We start from the raw sequence: 21,199 nt of genomic DNA on the forward strand, positions 1-21,199 counted from the left end.
GCGCGAAGTCGGCGTAACCTACTTTTCAGTTTTAATGTCTAAGCGCGCTCAATAATTATGGTGTAAGTATGTCTAAACCGTTCAAGCCTTCAGTAAAGCTAACCGACAATCATGTAACCCATGAAAATGTTTACCTTAATCGTCGTACGTTACTAAAGTCTCTTGGCTTTGTCGGTGCTTCCGCGTTGCTTTCAAACTCTGCAAATGCAGCGGGGTGGTTTTGGGAAGACGATGAAGAACAAGCCGCGGCATTCAAAACCCAAGCGCTTAAATTTAGTCAGCCTGAAAAGTACCAAATTAGCGAAACCCAAACCCCAGAATCCAAAGCGATTTCTTATAATAACTTTTATGAGTTTGGCACTGCCAAAGATGAGCCGGTTAAAAACGCGCAAGAATTCGATACATCTGAGTGGACATTAAAAGTCGATGGGCTGGTGAACAAACCACTCACGCTGAATCTTGATGATCTAACGAAACGTTTTCCACTTGAAGAGCGAATCTATCGTCTTCGCTGTGTAGAAGCCTGGTCTATGGTTATTCCTTGGATTGGTTATGAGTTAGGCGCTTTGTTAAAAGCGGCTGATCCTCTTTCGTCAGCTAAATATGTGGCCTTTGAAACCTTATACGAGCCCAAGCAAATGCCAGGTCAGCGAAACCGCTTCCTTGGTGGTGGAATTGAATACCCTTATGTTGAAGGTCTGCGTTTAGATGAAGCTATGCACCCACTTACCCTAATGTCGGTAGGGTTGTATGGTAAAACCCTTCCGCCACAAAATGGCGCGCCTGTTCGTTTAGTGGTGCCATGGAAATACGGTTTTAAAAGTATTAAGTCGATTGTGCGCATTCGATTGACCGATAAACAGCCCCCTACTACGTGGAACCGTTTAGCGTCTAACGAATATGGCTTTTACGCTAATGTGAACCCAGATGTATCACACCCTCGTTGGAGCCAAGCTAGCGAACGCCGTATTACCACCGGTGGCTTGCTATCACGTAATAGAATACCTACCGAAATGTACAATGGTTACAGCGAAGTGGCGCCGCTTTATGCCAACATGGATTTAAGCCGTCACTTCTAATGAAATTATTTAAAAAACCAGTTCGTGTTTCAAATTTAGCTCGCAGGTCATTAAAAGGTGTCATTCACTTACTGGCACTTGGGTATCTCGTTGGCCTTTTTTACGCGGGCGTAACCGATAATTTGGGCCCCGATCCTGTTGATACCTTGCTGAATGAAACCGGTATATGGGCAATACACCTTTTGCTTATTACGCTGATGTTGAGTCCATTAGCAAAAATACTGCCTAGCCCTGAGCCAATTAAGTTTAGGCGAATGCTAGGGATATATAGCTTTGTCTATGCGTTGTCACATTTTGCGACTTACATTCTATTCGAATTGCAACTGGACATGAGTTTGATTGCTACCGAGCTGGTTAAGCGCCCCTATATTGTAGTAGGGCTAGCCGCCTTGCTTTTACTCTTCGTATTAACAATAACGTCTTTTCAAAAAATACGTCGAAGCATGGGTAAGCGTTGGCAGGTTTTACACAACAGTATTTATTTGATAGTACCTTTGGCGTTGCTTCATTTTTCGTGGTCACAAAAAACAATATGGCAAGAACCCATATGGTATTGGCTGTTTGCCTTTGTATTGTTATTCAACCGAATTAAAGGATTGGTGACTACAGCGCTTAAAAAGCATTCTCGCAGTAAAAATCGGAAACACGCGACTTAGGTTTAACGCGTGCTCGGGTGGCATTAGCGAGTGATAAAAAATAACAGCGCGGCATATCGCGCTGTTTTGCTAATTCCTACTATCAATACGAAAAACCAAAAACGCGTACGTAAGGTACCGGCTAACAGAGTTAATGGGTCGCCAATGACTGGCACCCAGGCCAATAGTAAAGACCATTTCCCCCATTTCCTATACATGACTTCGGCCCGCATAAAGGTAACGTGGGAAACGCGCAGTAATTTAGTTGCTACCAATTGGCCGTAGCGAAAGCCCAATACGTAATTGACGATTGAGCCCAATATATTGCCTAAAGATGCAACGACTAGTAAAACTAATGCAGAAGAACCGCTTAGCGCCAAGGTGGTTAATACAAGCTCAGAACTTAAAGGTAATATTGTGGCGGCAAGAAATGCTGAAACAAACATACCTATATACCCTAGTGTTATTAAACTGCTCACCGAAAATTACGCCTTATTTTTTGCTGCTAGGTTCACCCCGACGTGTTTAACCTAGTGAAATTCTGTGCGGCTGTAGTTTACCTAAGTCACAAAGTTAGTCATTAAGTTTGCTTACCTATTGATGGCAGTACTCTTGACCTCTAGCAGCTATGCACTGAAGACATTGATATTGCGACATTTATGCGCAAATAACTCCCCCTCGTTAAATCGCAATTTCAATTCAAAAGTATTTAAGAAGTAAGCATTGTGTGAAAAAAACACAATTTAATGCTTGCAATCCTTTTAACTTAAAACTACTGTATACACATACACACTGTATATATAGCCAGTCAAAAGATAACTTACGAAAAGGTAACGCTATGAACACTTCACCAATTGCACGTTTACAGGCATTACGTACCTCAGTGACCAATAAGTCTGTTTCAAGCACCGCTATTTCTAACGTTGTACAACTCCCCTTACCTTTCGAAGGTTATCCAGGCGAAGGGAAAGGTGGCACAAGTAAAGGTTGGAATTATCTATTAGCCGATTCAGTGTCATTTTCAAAAGAAGTCGACCACGCCATTCGTATTCAAAAACCTGAAAAGGAAAAAATGCCAGAGTGGATAAGCAAGCTAATAACCGGCGGTCAGTGTAAAACACTGTATGTTGAAAATATTGATTTAGATTTACAGCCTACCGACAGTGATATGATCAGAAAGCTTTGCGAACTTTATTCAGTATGTCTGGTAAATGTAAGAGTGGATTCAGCTTTAAATGAAGGCAACCTTGCAGTAGGACCATGGTAATTCGCTTAATTTACCGTTAGCATTGCGCCCGCGTATGTATTCAATAGCGCCCTACTGACTTGGTTGTAAAAAATTATGCGATGTTATTGCTGTTCAAATTTACCATTTTCTTCATGTTGTGAACCTTTTTTGAAAGGGCAAGCTAAACCACAAACTGCTGCTCAGTTAATGCGGTCTCGTTTTTCTGCCTATGCCAGTAAGCAATTCGAATATGTACTGGCTACCTACACAAAGGAGCGTCAACCTGAATTAAGTGTTGATGAATTGACTGCTAATGCAGCTAATGCCACGTGGTTTGCACTGGAAGTGGGTGAAACTGAAAATGTTTCTCTTATTGCCCAAGCTGAAGGGGTGGCTGAGGTCGCAACACAAAATAATGAAGGGGCGACAGATACTGTCGATTTCACCGCTTATTATTTTGAAAACAAAAATCTTTATCAGTTACATGAAACTTCGAACTTTATTGTTGAAGATGGCCAGTGGCGCTACCACGACGGTATACTTCACGATGATTGCGGCAAGGTAAAATACGGTCGTAACTTACCCTGCCTTTGCGGTAGCGGGAAAAAATTTAAGCAATGCTGTGCAACGAAATCACGGTAGTGGCTGCTTAAGCACCGGAGTGGTCACCTAAGCCGCGTTGCAGCCCATTCAGCGTTAATTCAAAACGTTGTTTCCAGCTGATTAGCTGGCACCTCATTTTATTTAATGATATCCAAAGCCTGAAGCAATTGAACCTGTTAGCTCGGGACTTTAGACCGTTTAATTCCATTCTTTTTATTCAAAGTTTTCACCTTTTATATCGCTTCGTACAAGTAGATTGCTTCTACGGCTGAACAATTATAAATATTTTAAAATTGAAAGTCATGAGTAAATCTCATCGATTTATGAAATTAAATCATTTTTATTCATCAATAAATCTGCGTATAAAACCCACTCTGCTCGACACAACTAATGTATTGCATTCGTTTTTAATTAGCCGCTACGGGCTTAATTGGAAAATACAGAACAGTTGTACTGAGCAAAAAAATTTGGGTTTATGTTTACACTATGGAATGTCAGATCACCATGAATAACACTTTTACTTTTTCGCTTAAGCGCGTTTGTTTCGATGAGAATTACCGTCCATCTGACAACACGCGTATCACTACTAATTTTGCCAACTTAGCAAGAGGTAATCGACGCCAAGATAATCTTCGAAACGCATTACAGATGATAGACAATCGTTTCAATGCACTAGCGTATTGGGACAATGTTAACGGCGATCGTTATTCGGCAAAGCTTGAAATCATTTCGGTTGATATTGACGTTGAAGGTAACGGTTGTACCTTCCCCACCATTGAAATACTAAAAACAAATATTCTTGATCGCAAAACCAATACAACCATCGAAGGAATTGTGGGGAACAATTTCTCGTCTTATGTTCGAGACTACGATTTTAGCGTGCTCTTATCTGAGCACAATAAAAACCAAACCCAATTTAGCATTCCGAATAATTTTGGTGATTTACACGGGAAGTTGTTTAAAGCATTCGTAAATTCAGACGTTTACAAAGAAAACTTCAGTAAATCGCCTGTTATTTGCCTAAGTGTTTCTGAAAACAAAACTTATCAAAGAACTGAAAATCAGCACCCTGTATTAGGTTTTGAGTATCTACCTGATGGCTCGTCGTTAACCGAGCAGTATTTCCAAAAAATGGGGCTACAGGTTCGCTATTTTATGCCACCTAACAGCGTTGCACCTTTGGCATTCTATCATTTTGGCGATCTACTAAACGATTACACCAATCTCGAGTTGATAAGCACGATTAGCACCATGGAAACCTTCCAAAAGATTTATCGCCCTGAGATTTATAACGCTAATGCGGTCGCCGGTAGAGTGTATCAACCAAACTTGAAACACCAAGATCACTCACTCACACAAATAGAGTATGACCGAGAAGAACGTAATCACTTAGCGGCTCAACAAGGTAAATTTGTTGAAGAGAATTTCATCAAGCCTTACCACAATATTCTTCAACAGTGGTCTGCAAACTGCGCCCTTTAACTCATTCAAACGTGTAGTACATATTATGAAAAAATTATTACCTACTTCTATTGCCGGCAGCTTACCTAAGCCTTCATGGTTGGCGCAGCCTGAAACACTATGGTCACCTTGGAAATTAAACGGTGAGGAACTGATCCAGGGTAAACAAGATGCGTTACGCTTGTCGTTACTTAACCAGCGACAATCAGGTGTTGATATTATCAGCGATGGTGAACAAACTCGCCAACACTTCGTCACCACCTTTATCGAGCATTTGAATGGCGTTGATTTTGAGCAGCGTAAAACGGTAAAAATTCGCGATAGATACGATGCCAGTGTGCCTATGGTAGTAGGTGAAGTAACTCGCCAAAAAGCTGTTTTTGTTAATGACGCTAAATTTTTGCGCCAACAAACTGATCAACCGATTAAATGGGCTCTTCCTGGCCCCATGACCATGGTAGATACCCTTTATGACAGTCATTATAAAAGTCGCGAAAAGCTCGCATGGGAATTTGCGAAAATATTAAACCAAGAAGCCAAAGAGTTGGAAGCTGCAGGGGTTGATATTATTCAGTTTGACGAACCTGCATTTAATGTCTTTTTCGATGAAGTGAATGATTGGGGTATAGCGGCACTTGAACGTGCTGCTGAGGGGCTTAAGTGTGAAACTGCCGTTCATATTTGCTATGGCTATGGCATTAAAGCCAACACCGACTGGAAAAAATCATTGGGCGCTGAGTGGAGGCAATACGAAGAGATTTTTCCAAAACTTCAATCGTCTTCCATCGACCTAATTTCACTAGAGTGTCAAAACTCGCGTGTTCCCATGGAATTGATTGAGCTCCTTCGTGGCAAAAAAGTCATGGTTGGTGCCATTGATGTAGCGACCAATGCTATTGAAACACCAGAAGACGTAGCTAACACGCTCAGAAAGGCCTTACAGTTTGTTGATGCCGATAAACTATACCCTTGCACTAACTGTGGCATGGTGCCGTTGTCGCAACATGTAACACGCGGAAAACTTAACGCGTTGAGTGCAGGTGCTGAAATTATTAGGCAAGAACTGACGCGTTAATGGTAACGTCCTCATTGCTATTACAGAGCTGACACTAAGTTTGCATTTACGCTTACTCAACCTAGTTTGTCAGCTCTGCTTAGCCCGCTAGCCAATGAATAACATTAAGTAAAAAACGTTCGTTTTGCTGAGCTCCTATCGACCTCATACCATGCTTCTTACCTGTTCGAGTATCGATTTGAGAAGAAAACATCATGCCTTCAGAAAACACCGCAACGCGCCCCTTACCCAATTCCAACAAGGCACCTTGACTCCAGCCTTCGATAGCTCTTCGAGGCGTGCTTGACGTTATTTCAAAAGGAACTTCTGGCTCAATAGATACCGCATGTGGCCCAAGGGTTAACAATGAAGTGGCCGCTTCTGGTGGTAAAAAGGCAGCGCCGCCAAATGTTTTAACTTGAGTCACTTCTTTAGTGTGAAACTGACTGTTTAATACTGATGTAAACGCGCCATTTTGACTTTCTTGCATAAAAACGGGAAGTTCGACATGGTTTGGGGGTTTGGCTCTAGGGTTGTCCTCAGAGTTGGCTTTGGCGCTAGAATCATCGTGTGCATGGCTTTCTGCATAGCTTACTGTATGGCTCCCTAGGGTACCCGTTGCTTTGTTAAACAGTGTTGCCTTAACGTGGCCATTGGTAAACGTGAAGCCCAGCGCTGTTGCTAGGCTATCAATCACTTTAGGAAAAGGTGCGTGATCAGCAATAAGAAAAAGAGAACCGCCGTTACGTACCCACTCAACCACATCAGTCACTTCCTCATTAGTTAGCGCTTGGTTAAACGGGGGTTGCCAGTTGCTTCGCTTTTTATCAAGGGCGTTGGCGATAACAAGAATATCTACATTTTTAAGGGCCTGTTGGCTGAAACTTACCTTGTTTGATTCAACCGTAACTCCGTCGCTGAGCAACACCTGGGCAAAGGGTTTGAAGCGATTATTAATGTTAAGAAAATTGTGGTGAGCTTCATCAACCAACACTACTGGGCTGACATTTGCGGTGTAAGTCGCTGTTCGCCTGTAGGGTTCAAATGTCGCGTCTGCTTGCTGAGGGCTGTCAGTGCACGAAACCACTAAAAGCACATTGAAAAGAATAGCTATTCTCGCCATAGCTCTCATTAACACGTCCTTATGGATTGCTTCTAAAGTAAAAAGAATAAAATAAAGCTAAATATTTCATAGCATTAAAGTCATTTCCGACTGTAATTAGATTATTTTACAATCGTTTTGTAATTTTTATTTTTTACCCGTGACTATAGCTTTGAAGGTTAATTAATAATCACCAAAGCATACACAGGGATTCACAATGACGGCACAAACTTCAGTAAATCAAAATGAGTTAGCGTTACAAGCCACTGATTCATACCAAAACGATGCTTGTGGAAACAGTACTTATGGAAAAAAAAGCAACGCGACTAGTACCTACAAGAATCATAAAGCGCATTTAAATACCAATGTGTGGTTCAAACAAGGTTGGCAGCTATTTAAGCAGGCCCCTTTTTCGTTATTTGCTCTTATGTTGAGTCCGTTAATTATTGAAGGTCTGCTGCAGCTACTAGCTGGCCCCATAGCGCTAGTTCTATCAAAATGGATAATGGTGCCAGTTATTGGCGCTACTTGGCTTTGCATTCATAACTTGGCAACAAAAGGAAAAGTATGGTCATTCTCTGCAATAAGCAATGCATCATGGGGAAAATTTTTACTTATTAGCCCTCTCCTTTTGCTCCCTTTTTTAAGTCAGCTTATGTTTTCTTGGTTATTACTTGGAAGTAGCGGTGTAGATTTACTTTTATTCCAACAGTTTATTGATATAAGCGCACATACATTAGGCTTAATATTCTCATCGGCAGTCCCACTCATTATGTTATTGCTTTTTGTTGCGCCACTAATGCTAATAGCTAAGCGTTCTTTCAAACAAAGCATGACAACAACCTTTTCGATTGTTTCTGCGCAGCCTACATCTTTCGCCATATTGTTCGCACTAAACACCTTGGTTATTTACTTTGCGCCCCACACCTTTGGTTTGTCTGTATTACTTGCAAGCCCAGTGATAGCTTGTATCCACTATGGCGCTGTTAAGGCACATCTAAGCCATATTTAAATGATAAATAGCCTTTAAATTTAACCAACAAAAAGGCCGCTAACATCAGCGGCCTTTTTTAACGTTTACCATTGCCAATGTTTCGCTCATGCCGCTTTTCGTAAATACACGCTATAAATCACCGCAATCATTAGGCATACGCTAGCTGGCGCGATAAGCGAGAAAAACTGAAACATGCCAAACAGAATAGCGCCCGCTGTGCCACCAAAGATGAAACCGGTAATAATGAGTAAGAATAGCTTGGCTTTTCTGGTATCTAGCTTTTCCCCTCGGCATAATGCGCCAAGCATAATACCTAAATCGGTGAAAATACCGGTAACGTGAGTGGTTCGAATAATGGCGCCGCTATAGGTTGTAGCTAACGCATTTTGAAGCCCGCAGGCCGCCGATGCAAAAAAATGGCCAACAAACTGTTCGTTATACAAAAACGCCAGTGCAACAAGCAATAAAAGCGCCTCTATCACAAGGGCAGTGTCGTAATGTCGCCCGAGCTTCAATATAAAACCATGCAGTAAGAATCCTGCGATGGAAGCGCCAGCAAGGAAGGAAAGCAAAACGCCTACAAGATGAAATGCATTTTGCAAAGAGCCTTGATAAACACCAGCACCTAACAAAGTTGCAGTACCTGATAGGTGCGATACAGATTGATGGTCAAAACCAAGCAGCCCAATCGCATTCACATAACCCGCCACCAGCGCTAAAATAAACGCACCGAATTCTACCCACTTAGGTAGCTGTGAAATCATGATTCCTAGCCTTGTTCGTATACAGATATGCCAAGCATACTCGCAACAACACAGAATCAATCTGACCAATATCAATAAAAGTCGTCATAATAGACGCTTATGTGTCTATCAGCAGCAATGACATAGTTTAAAACTCATAGCTTTAACACATGACATAAATACATAGATTAGCGCAGTAATAAATCGCCTTGTACAGGAACGTATTTACTGGCGGCCTTTATGAGAGAAACAGAAGTGAGTTCTTGAACGCCATACACTTCTACCTCTTTACCTTTGTCTACTAGCTTACTGGCCAGCAAATCAAAGTCGCCATCGCCTGTGGCAAATACAATGGTTTCAGCTAATCCAGCGTACTCCATAGCATCAATGGTAATGCCTACATCCCAATCGCCTTTCGCTGAACCGTCGGCACGCTGAATGAATGGTTTTAACTTCACTTCAAAGCCAATACCACGCAGGATATTTTGAAACTCTCGCTGCTTTGAATCACCGCGCTCAACAGCATACGCCACCGCTTTCACAACGTTTCGACCTTCGGTAGCAGAGCGCCAGAATTGATTGTAATCAAAATTGCACTTGTGAATTTGTCGGGTGGTGTAGTAAATATTCTGGACGTCGACGAAAAGCGCAACGTTATCCATGGTTATTCCTTATGATAGCGAGAAGGCTTAGCCTTTTGGGTATTAATGACTAGCATGCCTTTAGCTCGAGTAAATTAGCTAAATGTACGAATATATAAAGCTTCAACTTTGTCTCTCGCCCACTGAGTTTTGCGCAAAAATTTCAGTGAAGATTTAACAGAAGGGTCGTTGTTAAAACAGTTCACCCTAATTTCTGCGTACAAGCCTTCCCATTGATAATGCTCAACGAGACGAACAAGGATTTTCTCAAGGGTAAGCCCGTGAAGAGGATTGTTTGGCTGCTGTTGGTTCATAATGCTAATTCCGAATAGAAACAAATACGTATCGCGATTAATCAGCTCGCTAGTACGTTGATTTTGTTATTTTAACAGAGTATGTTGGCATTCCCTTCGAAAAATTCGAAGTAACTAACGTAAGCCTTCATATAACCGATAAAACAAGGAAAGTTGAATGAGTGACAACATGAATAACAACCAAGACATCAGCAAAGAAAATGAGAGTATTCAAGAGTATTGGGGGATGCCCCTGAACACCTATTGTATGCTGATTCACCTTAGTCAGTTGACCAGTATTATAGTGCCTGGTTTAGGCTTAATTTTGCCTATCGTTATGTGGGCTGTAAATAAAGACAAGCACCAAGATATTGATATGCATGGAAAGGTAACCGTTAATTGGTTAATCAGCTTATTTATTTACTCGCTTATTTGTGGCCTACTCACGTTAATCATTATTGGTATGTTTGGGTTAATAATACTCGCTATACTGAACTTTATTTTTGCTATTGTTGCAGCAATAAAAGCCAATAAGGGCGAATTATGGGTATACCCTCTGAGTATTACGTTTCTAAAATAACGCTTAACAACCACTCAAATTGGTCAAATAACGTTAAATATGAACATTAAACATGACGACCTTAGCAGCGGCGATGTTATCGCCCTGCTAGAAGAGCATTTAAGAGACATGCACGCCACTTCTCCTCCAGAAAGCGTGCATGCCTTAGATGTTACAGCGTTAAAGTCACCTGACATTACCTTCTTTAGCGCATGGCAAGGCGACGTTGTAGCTGGCTGTGTCGCTATAAGAAAATTAAGCAACACTGAAGCTGAATTGAAATCTATGCGAACTGTTGCAGCTTTTCGTAATAAAGGCGTAGCAACACAGTTGCTAACCTTTGTGATTAAATTCGCTATAACGAACGGTTACCGCACGTTAAGCTTGGAGACTGGCACACAAGACTATTTCAAAGCCGCTCGGCAGTTATATGCCAAAAACGGTTTTAAAGACTGCGAGCCTTTTGGCAATTATCAGCTTGATCCTAATAGCCATTTTATGACCAAACCGTTAGTTAACATTGACATATCCCCGTCATCCCCGCCAAAATGCTTTAATACTGGCTAACTGATACGTCTACATTTTGACCACGCTATCGCTACACAACCATCAAGTAAAATTAGAAAACAACTTCACCACCCCTGCATTTACTTTTACCGTTAATCAAGGTGAGCATGTACTTATTGCGGGGCGAAACCGTGCTGGGAAATCCTTGCTTATTGCGGCATTAGCCGGTCGTGGTAGGCCGCTAGCAGGTTCACGCACATGTGAAGTATCAGTTGCTGAAGTGAGCGTAGCGGTTCAGCAAGCGCTCATTCTTGAAGAAAAACAAAAAGACAGTGCCGATCTGCTTGATATTGTGGCCGAGCCTACCCTAGTACATGAGCTTTTAAGTCAAGCGAACCCTGACTACATACAACACAGCGCATACGAAGCTTTATCTGCAGCGCTGCAGGTTACGCATTTACTCAATACTGCCTTTCTTTCCCTGTCTACAGGTGAAACACGCAAAGTACTTTTGTTATTAGCTTGGGTGAGCAATGCCGATGTCATTTTAATTGATGAGCCTTTTGAAGGGTTAGATAAAGAAGCACGGGCGCGTTTTAACACTTTCTTAAGTCAACAAACTCAGTCCACCTTAGTGATTACCGCCAACACAGTGCGTGACGTGCCTAATGTGGCCTGTAAATTAGTCTTGGTTGATGCGCTAACTATTGTATCGTCTAGCGACGACAGCATGGCACCTGAAGCGCTAGTTACCCATTTATCGTCGTGGTTTAGCTTAAGTACCGCTGAGCCCACGTTGCCGCCAAGCACTGAAACGTCTACAACCTTTCTCAAAGATGAGCCGCTTATTGCACTTCGAAATGGGTTTGTTAAGTATGACGACACTACCGTATTTAAAGATTTAGATTTTATGGTTTATCCTGGTCAGCATTGGCAAATATCTGGGCCTAACGGTTCGGGGAAAACCTGCCTACTTACTATGATCACAGGCGATAACCCTCACTGCTACACCAATGATTTGACTTTGTTTGGAATAAAACGAGGCTCTGGTGAAAGTATATGGGATATAAAGCAACACATTGGCATTATGTCGAACGCACTGCATATGCAGTATCGGGTAAATTGCAGCGCTCATAATGTTGTAACCTCTGGTTTTTACGACAGCATCGGCCTTTATACCACGCCTACCAATGCTGAAAATGCGATTGCTGATGCATGGCTTGATGTTATTGGCTTTACCGATAACAAACACACACCTTTTAATAACTTCTCGTTTGGTGAACAGCGTTTGTTACTTATTGTGCGCGCCATGGTGAAACACCCTGCGTTGTTAATACTTGATGAACCCTGCAACGGGCTAGATGATATTAATCGCACCAATGTGCTGGCACTAATTAAGCTATTAGCTGTTTCTACCCATACCACCCTGCTCTATGTTACTCACATAGCCGATGAGGCAATTGAGGGCATTGATAACTTGCTTGATATGCGAGATTACCAAGGCTAATTTGCTTTTGTTAATGTCGCGTTTTGATATGACTTCCGTGAAACAGTTTGCCTCTTTATAAATAATAAACCCAGCTTTTAGCTGGGTTTATTATTTATTTCTTTTGACGTGCTGCTAGTTTTTCTAGCTGTTCATCACTGGCCGGTAGTTGGTGGTTTTCTTTCCACTCGGAATACGGCATTTTATACACGACTTCGCGTGCAGCATCATAATCGATGTCTTCACCCTGCTCTGCAGCGGCAGATGAATACCATTTCGCAAGACAGTTACGACAAAAATCAGCCAAAATCATCAGGTCGATATTTTGTGCATCTTTGTTGGCGTCTAAATGATCAACCAAACGGCGAAACACGGCGGCTTCTATTTCAGTTTGCGTTTGCTTTTCCATGTTGCTCCTTTCTTTAAAAACAAAAAAGGGAGCTAAGCTCCCTTTTCTAATTTTCTATATCTGTCTTAAATCTGCTTCTTGCTATGGTGCTTTGGCTAAAGCCTAAGCCACAGCAAGGTAGCAAATAAAAACCTTACTCTGCGTCGTCAGACTTAGGAGCAGGCTTTTCAAGTAACTCTTTAATGCTTAGACGTACACGGTTTTGACGGTCAATTTCCATCACTTTCACGTCAATCATCGCACCTTCAGTAAGGTAGTCAGTTACTTTGTTAACACGCTCGTGAGCGATTTGAGAAATATGTACTAGGCCTTCTTTGCCTGGTAATACTTCAACAAACGCACCGAAATCTACGATACGGGTAATCTTACCGTGGTAAGTTTTGCCCACTTCGATTTCAGCAGTCACTTGCTCAATCTTGCTGATAGCAATATCGGCTTTAGCACGCTCAGTTGCAAAGATTTTGATAGTACCATCGTCTTCAATTTCGATGTTGGTATCAGATTCTTCAGTAATTGAACGAATCATCGCGCCGCCTTTACCGATAACATCGCGGATCTTGTCCTGATCGATTTTAACTGTGTAAATGCGTGGAGCGAATTCGCTAAGCTCTTCGCGGTGACCGCCAATAGCTTCGTCCATTACGTTAAGAATATGCAAACGTGCTTCTTTTGCCTGTTTAAGGGCAATTTGCATGATCTCTTTAGTAATACCTTCAATTTTGATATCCATCTGCAATGCAGTGATACCGCCAGTAGTACCAGCAACTTTAAAGTCCATGTCACCAAGGTGATCTTCGTCACCAAGGATGTCTGAAAGTACAACGAAGTTTTCGTCGCTTTTCACTAGACCCATTGCAATACCAGCAACTGAAGCTTTAATTGGTACACCTGCATCCATAAGCGCAAGTGAAGTACCACATACAGAAGCCATTGAAGATGAACCGTTTGATTCTGTAATTTCAGAAACAATACGTACTACGTACGGGAATTCTTCTTCGCTTGGCATTACCGCTTGAATACCACGCTTCGCCAAACGACCGTGACCAATTTCACGACGCTTTGGAGAACCAATCATACCGGTTTCACCAACACAGTATGGAGGGAAGTTATAATGAAGCATGAAGCGGCTGTCACGACGGCCTTGAAGCTCGTCAATCATCTGCGCGTCACGTTCTGTACCTAAAGTAGCAGCAACGATTGCTTGAGTTTCACCACGAGTGAAAACAGCAGAACCGTGAGTACGTGGTAAAATGCCCGTTGCAACGTCTAGCGCACGAATCATCTTAGGATCACGACCGTCGATGCGAGGCTCGCCAGCAAGGATGCGTGAACGAACTACGTCAGACTCAAGATCATGAAGAAGGTTTGATACTTCTTTCTTGTCTTGGGTTTCGTCTTCAGCAAGGATGGCATCACGCGCTTTTTCAGTTGCAGCAGTTACTGCATCTTTACGAGCAAGCTTGTCAGAGATTTGGTAAGCAGCAACCATTTCAGCTTCAGCTAGTGCTTTCACTTTATTTTTAAGGGTTGTATTTTCTGCTTCTGGTTTCCAGTCCCACTTGTCGATACTAACGTTAGCAGCAAATTCTTTAACTGCGGTTACTACCGTCTGTAGTTGTTCGTGACCGAACATTACTGCGCCAAGCATAACGTCTTCAGAAAGCACATCGGCTTCTGATTCAACCATTAATACCGCGCCTTCAGTACCAGCAACAACAAGATCTAGATCGCTGTCAGCTTGTTCTTCAACACGAGTATTTAGAATGTATTCGCCGTCAGTGTAACCAACGCGTGCTGCACCAATTGGACCATTAAATGGAATACCAGAAATGGCTAGTGCTGCTGAAGTACCAATCATAGAGATGATATCAGTTGGGATATCTGGGTTAGCAGACATTACCGTGATAACAACTTGTACTTCGTTTTTAAACCCTTCAGGGAATAATGGACGGATTGGACGGTCAATCAAACGAGCTGTAAGGGTTTCGCCTTCAGAAGGACGACCTTCACGCTTGAAGAAACCACCAGGGATTTTACCCGCAGCATATGTTTTTTCTTGATAGTTTACTGTTAGTGGGAAGAAATCTTGATCTGCTTTCGCTTCTTTCTTACCTACAACGGTAACTAATACAGCGGTGTCATCCATACTTGCCATGACGGCTGCTGTGGCCTGACGAGCGATAACGCCCGTTTCTAGTGTTACAGTATGCTGTCCATACTGAAATGATTTAGTAATAGGAGTCACTATTTGTCCTTTAATTTCAATCTTATTTATCGCTTATAATCGCGGTGCATAGTATAGCGATGAACTAACGCTAATACCATTAACAAATTTTCTATTCGTAGAATTCGTTGCGGTTTGTGGCTATTTCGCACACATCACGTATTCACTGTGATTAACCCACTACACAATGTAGTTCACATTGACCAAATAAGCGCACAAATACTCACCGTTACGTAAATATCACCATAACCAGATGAAATTTGTATGAATACGCTCAAATTGTATGTATTTTCATCATAATGACACAAAACCTCGTATGCTATAACTAAACCTACACGGTGCGCTAAGGGGAATGTAATGCTAGTACTTAGACTAAATAAAGCTGGCATGCCACAGGAATGGATCCATGTTGAGCAAGCGGCAAAACTCTATTGTCAGGAAAAGGTATTATTCGAATTAGGTAGCGATGCCATTACGCTTAAAGGTGGCTGGGATCATGATGGCCATCAAAGTCAGTTAACCTTGTCGAGTATCATTGCTTGCGATGGCAAGGTAACGGATTTAAGTGGCAAGATAGCATTAACCAATCGGTATCTGTTTAGGCGAGATAATTATTTGTGCCTTTACTGCGGCCACCGCTTCTCACCAAGCCTACTAACCCGTGATCATATTATTCCACGCTCACGGGGTGGCAAAGATAGCTGGACTAACGTGGCGACATCTTGTCAGCGCTGCAACCATGCAAAGGCGGCCAAAACCCCAGAAGAAGCCGGAATGCCTTTGCTCGCTGTACCCTTCAGGCCAAACGTTTATGAAAGATTCTATTTGGTTAACCGTCGGATATTAGCCGATCAAATGGAATTTTTAAAAGGCCACTTTACTGATAAACGAGATTGGCACTTAAACGGTTTCCCCTAGCGATTGAGAGCTAGAGGAGGTATTTGGCGGACAGGCACTTTTTTCCAATGCTTCAAACCACAGGCTTAACCAATCTGAACACATTTTGTGTTCAAGTTCGTGTGCCTCTGCTGTTGGGCAAAACAAACTAACTTTTACGACGACTTTAGCCAGCTCATTGGTTTTGATTTCAACTTCAGGGTCTATTTGAATAAAGTCTTGTTCTAAGTGACGCTCAATAAGACCTTTGTAGCGCTCTGCTACATCACGAAAGTATTCACAGTGGGCATGAGCACTAGCTCTAAATGCCGGTAATAAGCTGTAGGCATTTACGGTTGGTTCATTAACAATATTAAACGAGTGCAATTTATAACGACGTAAGAAGTTTAGATTACGCACTGTCTGGGTAACTAATTGGCTGTTCGGTACGTAAACGTGTTTACCAGTATAATTAAAGGTTTCAGGGTCAACTTCTAACAAGGCGGTTTTTGCCCAATCCATTTCCACTACTTCACCGATTACATTATTCATTTGGATCCAATCCCCTACCCTAAATGGCCGTGCGCCTAGATAGTAAATGAAGCCCATAAAACATTGAATGAATTCGCGGGTAGCTAACACAATGGCTACCATGAAAGCGGCAATTGAAATGGCAAGATTTTGAATTTCAGACGACCACACCATCATCAGCAATACAATAATGAATGCATTGCCTAACTGCTCCAAAATATTAATTTGGTTCCGTCGGTCTTCCCCTTTGCGAGAACTACGACGCTTAATTAACCTTAGAGTGCCCTTTTTAAAGAAGTGCAGTATCACTACTAAAAAAAGTGAAGCTAATAGTTTGTAATCCAATACAAATTCAACAAAGTTGTGCCACATTTGTATTGGGTCAATCACTATTTCCATGTAGGTGCTCCAGATAACCGTTTGATAGAAAATAAAAAAGCGCTGAAAATTCAGCGCCTTTATTATGAAGCATGCCAATGATGGGCACAATGCCGACCAGTGGGAATATTCCCATCCAATGACCGAAACTTAGTGCGCTTTGTATGAATTTACTTCATGTTAGTTCTCTAATCGCTTATTCGCGAATCTGGCCAACACCGTTTACAAGATACTTTTCAGACGTTAGCGATTCTAACCCCATTGGCCCATAGGCATGAAGCTTAGTAGTCGCGATACCAATTTCAGCACCTAATCCAAGTTGGCTACCATCAGAGAAACGTGAAGATGCATTTACCATTACAACACTAGCATCCACAGCACGCTGGAATTTCTTCGCGCTATCTTCGTTTTCTGTACAGATAACTTCAGTATGGTTACTACCAAAATCGGCAATATGAGATATAGCACCAGCAAAGTCATCGACTACACGAATAGCGATTTCTAGACCTAAGTACTCTTCACCGTAAGCGTCTTCGCTAATAACATCAGCGTTGTTAAAGTACTGAGCGCCTTTTTCATTTACATGTACTGTTACCTTGTGTTGCTCGAAAGCTTCCGCAACACGAGGTAGGAAGTCGCCCGCGATAGCTTGATGCACCACTAAGCCTTCAAGCGCATTACATACGCCGGTACGTTGGGTTTTACCATTTAGCAAGATAGCCAATGCTTTGTCTAAATCAGCGTCTTTATCTACGTATAAATGGCACACACCTTTAAAATGCTGAATAACAGGCACTTTAGAGTGTTCAGTCACGTAATTAATTAACCCTTCACCGCCGCGTGGAATAATAACGTCAATGTAGTCGCGTTGTTCCATAAGCTCTTGCATAAGGGCACGATCTGGGTTTGGCACTACCGTAACGAGTGCTCTTGGCAAACCGTGCTTTTCAAGCACGTCTTGCATCAGTCCTGCGATGGTTAGACTGGTGTCTAGCGCTTCTTTTCCCCCACGCAAAATAACACCGTTACCTGATTTAAAACATAGTGCGCCGGCGTCTGCTGTTACATTAGGGCGTGCTTCATAAATCATGCACACAACACCTAATGGAATTCGCATCTTTTTAATTTCGATACCGTTTGGACGGGTGCCAATTACGCGCTCACGACCAACAGGATCGTCAAGACTAATAATAACTTCAATCCCTTCAGCCATAGATTCTATGCGGGCATCGTCTAAAATTAAACGGTCAATCATAGCGTCATCTAAGTTATTTTCCCTAGCTCGCGCCACTTCTTTTTCGTTAACCGCTTTAATAGCGTCTTTATTTCCACGAATGGCCGCAGCCATATCTTTTAACACCGCATTTTTTTCCGCTTCATCTAAGATGGCAAGTGTTTGTGCTGCTTGTTTCGCTTGTTTTGCTAATTCTGTAATAATGCTCATTCTTTCTCCAAATTTGCTACATGCTGATCAGAAATAATAGGGCCAGTTTTATCTTCAAATTCACTGGCGAAGTCATCATTTTCTTGATTCGCGATAAAATTCAGTAAACAGCTACTGTAGTTTGATTTCGCTTTAACGAGCTTAGTTCCGTCAGCTTTTCTTACCAAAATGGTATCGCCCACTGAGAACTCGCCTTTCACATCAACTATTTCGCTGCTAGTAAGTTGTTCACTGTCGTTTTCCAGTGAAGAATCAAAATCTCCGTCAACTATCACTTCGCCCTGCGCGTTCGAGGTATGGCGCATCCAATGCACGTTTTCTAGCATTGGTTTATCGTAAGGGCTAAAGTGTGTGCCTGGGTTTTTACCCGCAAGCAACATATTAAATGACAGCTCGGTAAAGCCGTTAATAATATATGTATCTATACCATGCGAAACTGCTTTTTCAGCCGCTTCAATTTTGGTGCGCATACCACCGGTGCCAACACCCCCTTCTGCTGCGCCACCAGCCATGGCATAAATGCTGGCGTCTATGGTATCAACTTCTTTAAGCAGCTCTGCGTCGTCGTGGTCATGAGGGTTTTTATTATACAAACCGTCAATATCCGAACAAATAATAAGTGCATCTGCGTCAGCCGCTGCTGCCACCATAGCGGATAAGTTATCGTTATCGCCTACTTTTAGTTTGTCGGTGGTTACCGTATCGTTTTCGTTAACGATAGGCAGCACATTATGCTCTAACAGACTGAAAATAGTTTCTCGAATACTAACGTAGCGCTCTCTATCACGCAGGTCAGCATGGGTTAACAGCATTTGCGCTGATGGAAAGTCGAACAACCTATCCCAGGTAGCAATCATTTCTGTTTGCCCTGCTGCAGCCATTGCCTTTTTAACAGCAATGTTCGATTTTTCATGGTCGGGGAACAAATGTGCCCCAGCGGCGACTGAACCTGAAGACACTAACACTACCTGTGTTCCATTTGCCCGACAACGCACGATGAACTGGGCAATACTTAGCAAGTAGTGGCTGCTGCACCCTTGCTTGTTCGGCGAGATTAGTGCACTGCCTACTTTAATGACCACGCGTTTCCAATTGGGATGACTCATAATATTTCATTCACCTTAAGATTGTTGATCTGCTAATTGCTGGTTAGTTGCTCTAAATAAGCGCTGAACATTTTCAGACGGCGCAGCACCTGCGCGCGATACCAACCAAAGGGTTGCGGTACTTACCGCAAAACCAGGAATAATTTCATAAATAACACTGCTTAACGTTTTACCGTTAGCCAAAACGGGGGCGTATATCCAAAACAGGACAGTAACTGCACCACTGACAATGCCGGCCAATGCCGCATTTTGCGTCAAATCCTTTTTGTACAAACTAAACAGTACCAATGGGCCAAATGCGGCACCAAAGCCAGCCCAAGCATTACTGACTAAAGAAAGAATGGAATTTGATGAATCCATTGCCAATAGCAATGCCACAACGGCTACGCCCGCTACGCCAACTCTTCCGATGGTCACTGTTTCTTTTTCGCTGATGTCTTTTTTCGCTACAACACGGTAAATATCTTCGGTTAACGAGCTAGCCGATACCAACAATTGAGACGAAATAGTACTCATGATGGCAGCTAAAATAGCAGCCATTAAAAAGCCACTAATGAGAGGATGAAATAGCAATTGAGAAAAAACGATGAAGATTGTCTCAGCGTCGTCCACTCTCAAATTGAATTGATTTACATACGCTATTCCCACAAAACCTGTTGCTAATGCTCCAAGTATAGTAACTAGCATCCAAGACATACCAATATTTCGTGCAGTACTTACCGATTTAACATCGCGAATTGCCATAAAGCGCACAATGATATGAGGCTGACCAAAATAGCCAAGTCCCCACCCAAGGCTTGAAAGCAAGCCCACAAGCGTGAGAGCGCCCCATGAATCAGTAAAGTTCGGTACAGATTCATACGCGGCTGCCGTCATTTGGTTTACACCATCAAACTCGGTAAAGGCCACAACCGGAACAAGTACAAGGGCAATAAACATAATACAACCTTGCACAAAATCGGTAAGACTAACGGCTAAGAACCCACCCAATAAGGTATACGAAACAACAACGCCCAATGTGATAAACAGACCAAGCTGATAATCAACTGAGAACGCGCTTTCAAAAAGCTTTCCTCCTGCTACTAACCCTGCAGAAGTATATAAAGTAAAGAATAAGACAATGATGACAGCTGAAACGATGCGTACGTTTGCTTTGGGGTTGTCGAAGCGCTTTGCGAAGAATTCCGGCACGGTTAACGAATCATCGGCAACTTCGGTGTAAACACGAAGTTTGGGAGCAACCAATATATAGTTTGCTAATGCCCCTGCGACAAGACCAATAGCAATATAAACTGCGTCGAACCCGGTTAAGAACATTGCCCCTGGCAATCCCATCAACATCCAACCTGACATGTCAGACGCGCCCGCTGAAAGTGCGGTAACTTGGGGACTAACCTTTCTACCACCTAGAATGTAACCTGAAATGTCACTGGTGGATTGACGATATGCAAAAAGACCTATACCTAACATCGCTAGAAAATAGATTGCCAGCGATATGTAACTTTCAATTGGCATAATGTGAGATTGCTCTCCTATGTTAGTTAAAATTACATCGTTCAGATGCTAGAAGGACAATGTATTCCCTCGAAGGGCGATACAAGATTTAAAGCCTAAATAACACGCATAATTTGTTTCCGACTTTGGCCTTAGGCCAAACTCAGAACCAAACATTTAAATTGAACAATAATGATTAGAGCTCTAATTATATAAGTATCAACGTTGTGATTTCAAGTTTAAATAGTAGCCAATTTAATATGAAGTCTATTTGCTATGTGAATATAGACTTAAAGGTTTCACAAGCAATACCGCGTTACACAATGAATACAAATTACTGACTATTATGAAA

22 protein-coding genes are annotated in these 21,199 nt (G+C 42.2%); 11 read left to right on the plus strand and 11 right to left on the minus strand.

Translation table 11 applies throughout. The features are described from left to right. Positions 1-68 precede the first annotated feature (68 nt). Positions 69-1,079, plus strand: coding sequence for a protein-methionine-sulfoxide reductase catalytic subunit MsrP (msrP, locus tag AVL57_RS06145; RefSeq protein WP_057792160.1), 1,011 nt, complete (start codon positions 69-71; stop codon positions 1,077-1,079). Beyond that, positions 1,079-1,735, plus strand: coding sequence for a protein-methionine-sulfoxide reductase heme-binding subunit MsrQ (msrQ, locus tag AVL57_RS06150; protein ID WP_057792162.1), 657 nt, complete (start codon positions 1,079-1,081; stop codon positions 1,733-1,735). The genes msrP and msrQ overlap by 1 nt, the downstream gene beginning before the upstream one ends. A gap of 23 nt (positions 1,736-1,758) precedes the next feature. Here the strand turns inward: msrQ and AVL57_RS06155 are convergent, their stop codons facing one another. After that, positions 1,759-2,160: a YqaA family protein gene (locus AVL57_RS06155; protein WP_057792164.1), complete on the minus strand. Its 402-nt coding sequence runs from the start codon at positions 2,158-2,160 to the stop codon at positions 1,759-1,761. Between the two features lie 392 nt (positions 2,161-2,552). Between AVL57_RS06155 and AVL57_RS06160 the strand changes: the two genes are divergently transcribed. The 4 genes from AVL57_RS06160 (at position 2,553) to AVL57_RS06175 (ending at position 6,081) form a co-directional block, all read left to right on the plus strand. After that, entirely contained in the window at positions 2,553-2,981 is a 429-nt protein-coding gene (locus AVL57_RS06160; RefSeq protein ID WP_041452892.1) for a hypothetical protein, read from the plus strand. A gap of 75 nt (positions 2,982-3,056) precedes the next feature. Beyond that, positions 3,057-3,584 (plus strand): YchJ family protein, encoded by a 528-nt coding sequence (locus AVL57_RS06165; protein ID WP_057792166.1) that lies wholly within the window; start codon positions 3,057-3,059, stop codon positions 3,582-3,584. A 465-nt stretch (positions 3,585-4,049) separates the two neighbouring features. After that, a complete protein-coding gene (locus tag AVL57_RS06170) occupies positions 4,050-5,027 on the plus strand; it encodes a DUF1852 domain-containing protein (RefSeq protein WP_057792168.1) in 978 nt (325 codons plus the stop codon). A gap of 25 nt (positions 5,028-5,052) precedes the next feature. After that, positions 5,053-6,081 (plus strand): methionine synthase, encoded by a 1,029-nt coding sequence (locus tag AVL57_RS06175; RefSeq protein ID WP_057792170.1) that lies wholly within the window; start codon positions 5,053-5,055, stop codon positions 6,079-6,081. A gap of 79 nt (positions 6,082-6,160) precedes the next feature. On the opposite strand, the gene AVL57_RS06180 is transcribed toward AVL57_RS06175, so the two are convergent. Beyond that, positions 6,161-7,192 carry a DUF4350 domain-containing protein gene (locus AVL57_RS06180; RefSeq protein ID WP_057792172.1) on the minus strand — a complete coding sequence of 344 codons (1,032 nt, stop codon included), beginning with the start codon at positions 7,190-7,192 and terminating at the stop codon, positions 6,161-6,163. 187 nt (positions 7,193-7,379) lie between these two features. Between AVL57_RS06180 and AVL57_RS06185 the strand changes: the two genes are divergently transcribed. Then, positions 7,380-8,174, plus strand: coding sequence for a hypothetical protein (locus AVL57_RS06185; protein ID WP_057792174.1), 795 nt, complete (start codon positions 7,380-7,382; stop codon positions 8,172-8,174). Between the two features lie 86 nt (positions 8,175-8,260). Here AVL57_RS06185 and AVL57_RS06190 read toward each other — a convergent pair whose 3' ends face one another. From AVL57_RS06190 to AVL57_RS06200, 3 genes are all read right to left on the minus strand, one after another. Continuing rightward, positions 8,261-8,920, minus strand: a complete 660-nt coding sequence (locus AVL57_RS06190; RefSeq protein WP_057792176.1) for a YoaK family protein — start codon at positions 8,918-8,920, stop codon at positions 8,261-8,263. A 167-nt stretch (positions 8,921-9,087) separates the two neighbouring features. Continuing rightward, positions 9,088-9,561 carry a LabA-like NYN domain-containing protein gene (locus AVL57_RS06195; protein ID WP_057792178.1) on the minus strand — a complete coding sequence of 158 codons (474 nt, stop codon included), beginning with the start codon at positions 9,559-9,561 and terminating at the stop codon, positions 9,088-9,090. 74 nt (positions 9,562-9,635) lie between these two features. After that, positions 9,636-9,854 carry a VF530 family protein gene (locus AVL57_RS06200; protein ID WP_057792179.1) on the minus strand — a complete coding sequence of 73 codons (219 nt, stop codon included), beginning with the start codon at positions 9,852-9,854 and terminating at the stop codon, positions 9,636-9,638. Positions 9,855-10,011: 157 nt separating this feature from the next. Between AVL57_RS06200 and AVL57_RS06205 the strand changes: the two genes are divergently transcribed. Genes AVL57_RS06205 through AVL57_RS06215 form a run of 3 tightly spaced genes read left to right on the plus strand, consistent with a single transcriptional unit; the run spans position 10,012 to position 12,406 of the window. Then, complete coding sequence (locus AVL57_RS06205) at positions 10,012-10,413, plus strand: DUF4870 domain-containing protein (RefSeq protein WP_082604927.1); 402 nt, start codon at positions 10,012-10,014, stop codon at positions 10,411-10,413. A 39-nt stretch (positions 10,414-10,452) separates the two neighbouring features. Beyond that, on the plus strand, positions 10,453-10,959 hold the full coding sequence (locus AVL57_RS06210; RefSeq protein ID WP_057792181.1) for a GNAT family N-acetyltransferase: 507 nt from the start codon (positions 10,453-10,455) through the stop codon (positions 10,957-10,959). A 16-nt stretch (positions 10,960-10,975) separates the two neighbouring features. Then, positions 10,976-12,406 carry an ATP-binding cassette domain-containing protein gene (locus AVL57_RS06215; protein ID WP_057792183.1) on the plus strand — a complete coding sequence of 477 codons (1,431 nt, stop codon included), beginning with the start codon at positions 10,976-10,978 and terminating at the stop codon, positions 12,404-12,406. Between the two features lie 94 nt (positions 12,407-12,500). On the opposite strand, the gene AVL57_RS06220 is transcribed toward AVL57_RS06215, so the two are convergent. Then, on the minus strand, positions 12,501-12,794 hold the full coding sequence (locus tag AVL57_RS06220) for a DUF1244 domain-containing protein (protein ID WP_057792185.1): 294 nt from the start codon (positions 12,792-12,794) through the stop codon (positions 12,501-12,503). A 133-nt stretch (positions 12,795-12,927) separates the two neighbouring features. After that, positions 12,928-15,039: a polyribonucleotide nucleotidyltransferase gene (gene pnp / locus AVL57_RS06225; protein WP_057792187.1), complete on the minus strand. Its 2,112-nt coding sequence runs from the start codon at positions 15,037-15,039 to the stop codon at positions 12,928-12,930. A gap of 336 nt (positions 15,040-15,375) precedes the next feature. On the opposite strand from pnp, the gene AVL57_RS06230 reads away from it, so the two are divergent. After that, positions 15,376-15,936, plus strand: a complete 561-nt coding sequence (locus AVL57_RS06230) for an HNH endonuclease (RefSeq protein WP_057792189.1) — start codon at positions 15,376-15,378, stop codon at positions 15,934-15,936. Here AVL57_RS06230 and AVL57_RS06235 read toward each other — a convergent pair. The 4 genes from AVL57_RS06235 to putP all read right to left on the minus strand — a co-directional run bounded on the left by AVL57_RS06235 (position 15,919) and on the right by putP (position 20,868). Then, positions 15,919-16,824: a mechanosensitive ion channel family protein gene (locus AVL57_RS06235; RefSeq protein ID WP_057792191.1), complete on the minus strand. Its 906-nt coding sequence runs from the start codon at positions 16,822-16,824 to the stop codon at positions 15,919-15,921. The genes AVL57_RS06230 and AVL57_RS06235 overlap by 18 nt on opposite strands. 175 nt (positions 16,825-16,999) lie before the next feature. Then, positions 17,000-18,247 carry a glutamate-5-semialdehyde dehydrogenase gene (locus AVL57_RS06240; protein WP_057792193.1) on the minus strand — a complete coding sequence of 416 codons (1,248 nt, stop codon included), beginning with the start codon at positions 18,245-18,247 and terminating at the stop codon, positions 17,000-17,002. Further along, on the minus strand, positions 18,244-19,353 hold the full coding sequence (gene proB / locus AVL57_RS06245; RefSeq protein ID WP_057792195.1) for a glutamate 5-kinase: 1,110 nt from the start codon (positions 19,351-19,353) through the stop codon (positions 18,244-18,246). Before proB ends, AVL57_RS06240 begins: the two co-directional genes overlap by 4 nt. Before the next feature lie 15 nt (positions 19,354-19,368). Then, on the minus strand, positions 19,369-20,868 hold the full coding sequence (putP, locus tag AVL57_RS06250) for a sodium/proline symporter PutP (RefSeq protein WP_057792197.1): 1,500 nt from the start codon (positions 20,866-20,868) through the stop codon (positions 19,369-19,371). Positions 20,869-21,199 lie beyond the last annotated feature (331 nt).

It is taken from the genome of Alteromonas stellipolaris, from assembly GCF_001562115.1.
GTDB lineage: Bacteria > Pseudomonadota > Gammaproteobacteria > Enterobacterales > Alteromonadaceae > Alteromonas > Alteromonas stellipolaris.

Excerpts from the sequence above, each read along its gene's own strand:
- msrP (WP_057792160.1), top strand. The coding sequence starts at position 69 with ATGTCTAAACCGTTCAAGCCTTCAGTAAAGCTAACCGACAATCATGTA.
- msrQ (WP_057792162.1), top strand. The coding sequence starts at position 1,079 with ATGAAATTATTTAAAAAACCAGTTCGTGTTTCAAATTTAGCTCGCAGG.
- AVL57_RS06155 (WP_057792164.1), bottom strand. The coding sequence starts at position 2,160 with ATGTTTGTTTCAGCATTTCTTGCCGCCACAATATTACCTTTAAGTTCT.
- AVL57_RS06160 (WP_041452892.1), top strand. The coding sequence starts at position 2,553 with ATGAACACTTCACCAATTGCACGTTTACAGGCATTACGTACCTCAGTG.
- AVL57_RS06165 (WP_057792166.1), top strand. The coding sequence starts at position 3,057 with ATGCGATGTTATTGCTGTTCAAATTTACCATTTTCTTCATGTTGTGAA.
- AVL57_RS06170 (WP_057792168.1), top strand. The coding sequence starts at position 4,050 with ATGAATAACACTTTTACTTTTTCGCTTAAGCGCGTTTGTTTCGATGAG.
- AVL57_RS06175 (WP_057792170.1), top strand. The coding sequence starts at position 5,053 with ATGAAAAAATTATTACCTACTTCTATTGCCGGCAGCTTACCTAAGCCT.
- AVL57_RS06180 (WP_057792172.1), bottom strand. The coding sequence starts at position 7,192 with ATGAGAGCTATGGCGAGAATAGCTATTCTTTTCAATGTGCTTTTAGTG.
- AVL57_RS06185 (WP_057792174.1), top strand. The coding sequence starts at position 7,380 with ATGACGGCACAAACTTCAGTAAATCAAAATGAGTTAGCGTTACAAGCC.
- AVL57_RS06190 (WP_057792176.1), bottom strand. The coding sequence starts at position 8,920 with ATGATTTCACAGCTACCTAAGTGGGTAGAATTCGGTGCGTTTATTTTA.
- AVL57_RS06195 (WP_057792178.1), bottom strand. The coding sequence starts at position 9,561 with ATGGATAACGTTGCGCTTTTCGTCGACGTCCAGAATATTTACTACACC.
- AVL57_RS06200 (WP_057792179.1), bottom strand. The coding sequence starts at position 9,854 with ATGAACCAACAGCAGCCAAACAATCCTCTTCACGGGCTTACCCTTGAG.
- AVL57_RS06205 (WP_082604927.1), top strand. The coding sequence starts at position 10,012 with ATGAGTGACAACATGAATAACAACCAAGACATCAGCAAAGAAAATGAG.
- AVL57_RS06210 (WP_057792181.1), top strand. The coding sequence starts at position 10,453 with ATGAACATTAAACATGACGACCTTAGCAGCGGCGATGTTATCGCCCTG.
- AVL57_RS06220 (WP_057792185.1), bottom strand. The coding sequence starts at position 12,794 with ATGGAAAAGCAAACGCAAACTGAAATAGAAGCCGCCGTGTTTCGCCGT.
- AVL57_RS06230 (WP_057792189.1), top strand. The coding sequence starts at position 15,376 with ATGCTAGTACTTAGACTAAATAAAGCTGGCATGCCACAGGAATGGATC.
- AVL57_RS06235 (WP_057792191.1), bottom strand. The coding sequence starts at position 16,824 with ATGGAAATAGTGATTGACCCAATACAAATGTGGCACAACTTTGTTGAA.
- AVL57_RS06240 (WP_057792193.1), bottom strand. The coding sequence starts at position 18,247 with ATGAGCATTATTACAGAATTAGCAAAACAAGCGAAACAAGCAGCACAA.
- proB (WP_057792195.1), bottom strand. The coding sequence starts at position 19,353 with ATGAGTCATCCCAATTGGAAACGCGTGGTCATTAAAGTAGGCAGTGCA.
- putP (WP_057792197.1), bottom strand. The coding sequence starts at position 20,868 with ATGCCAATTGAAAGTTACATATCGCTGGCAATCTATTTTCTAGCGATG.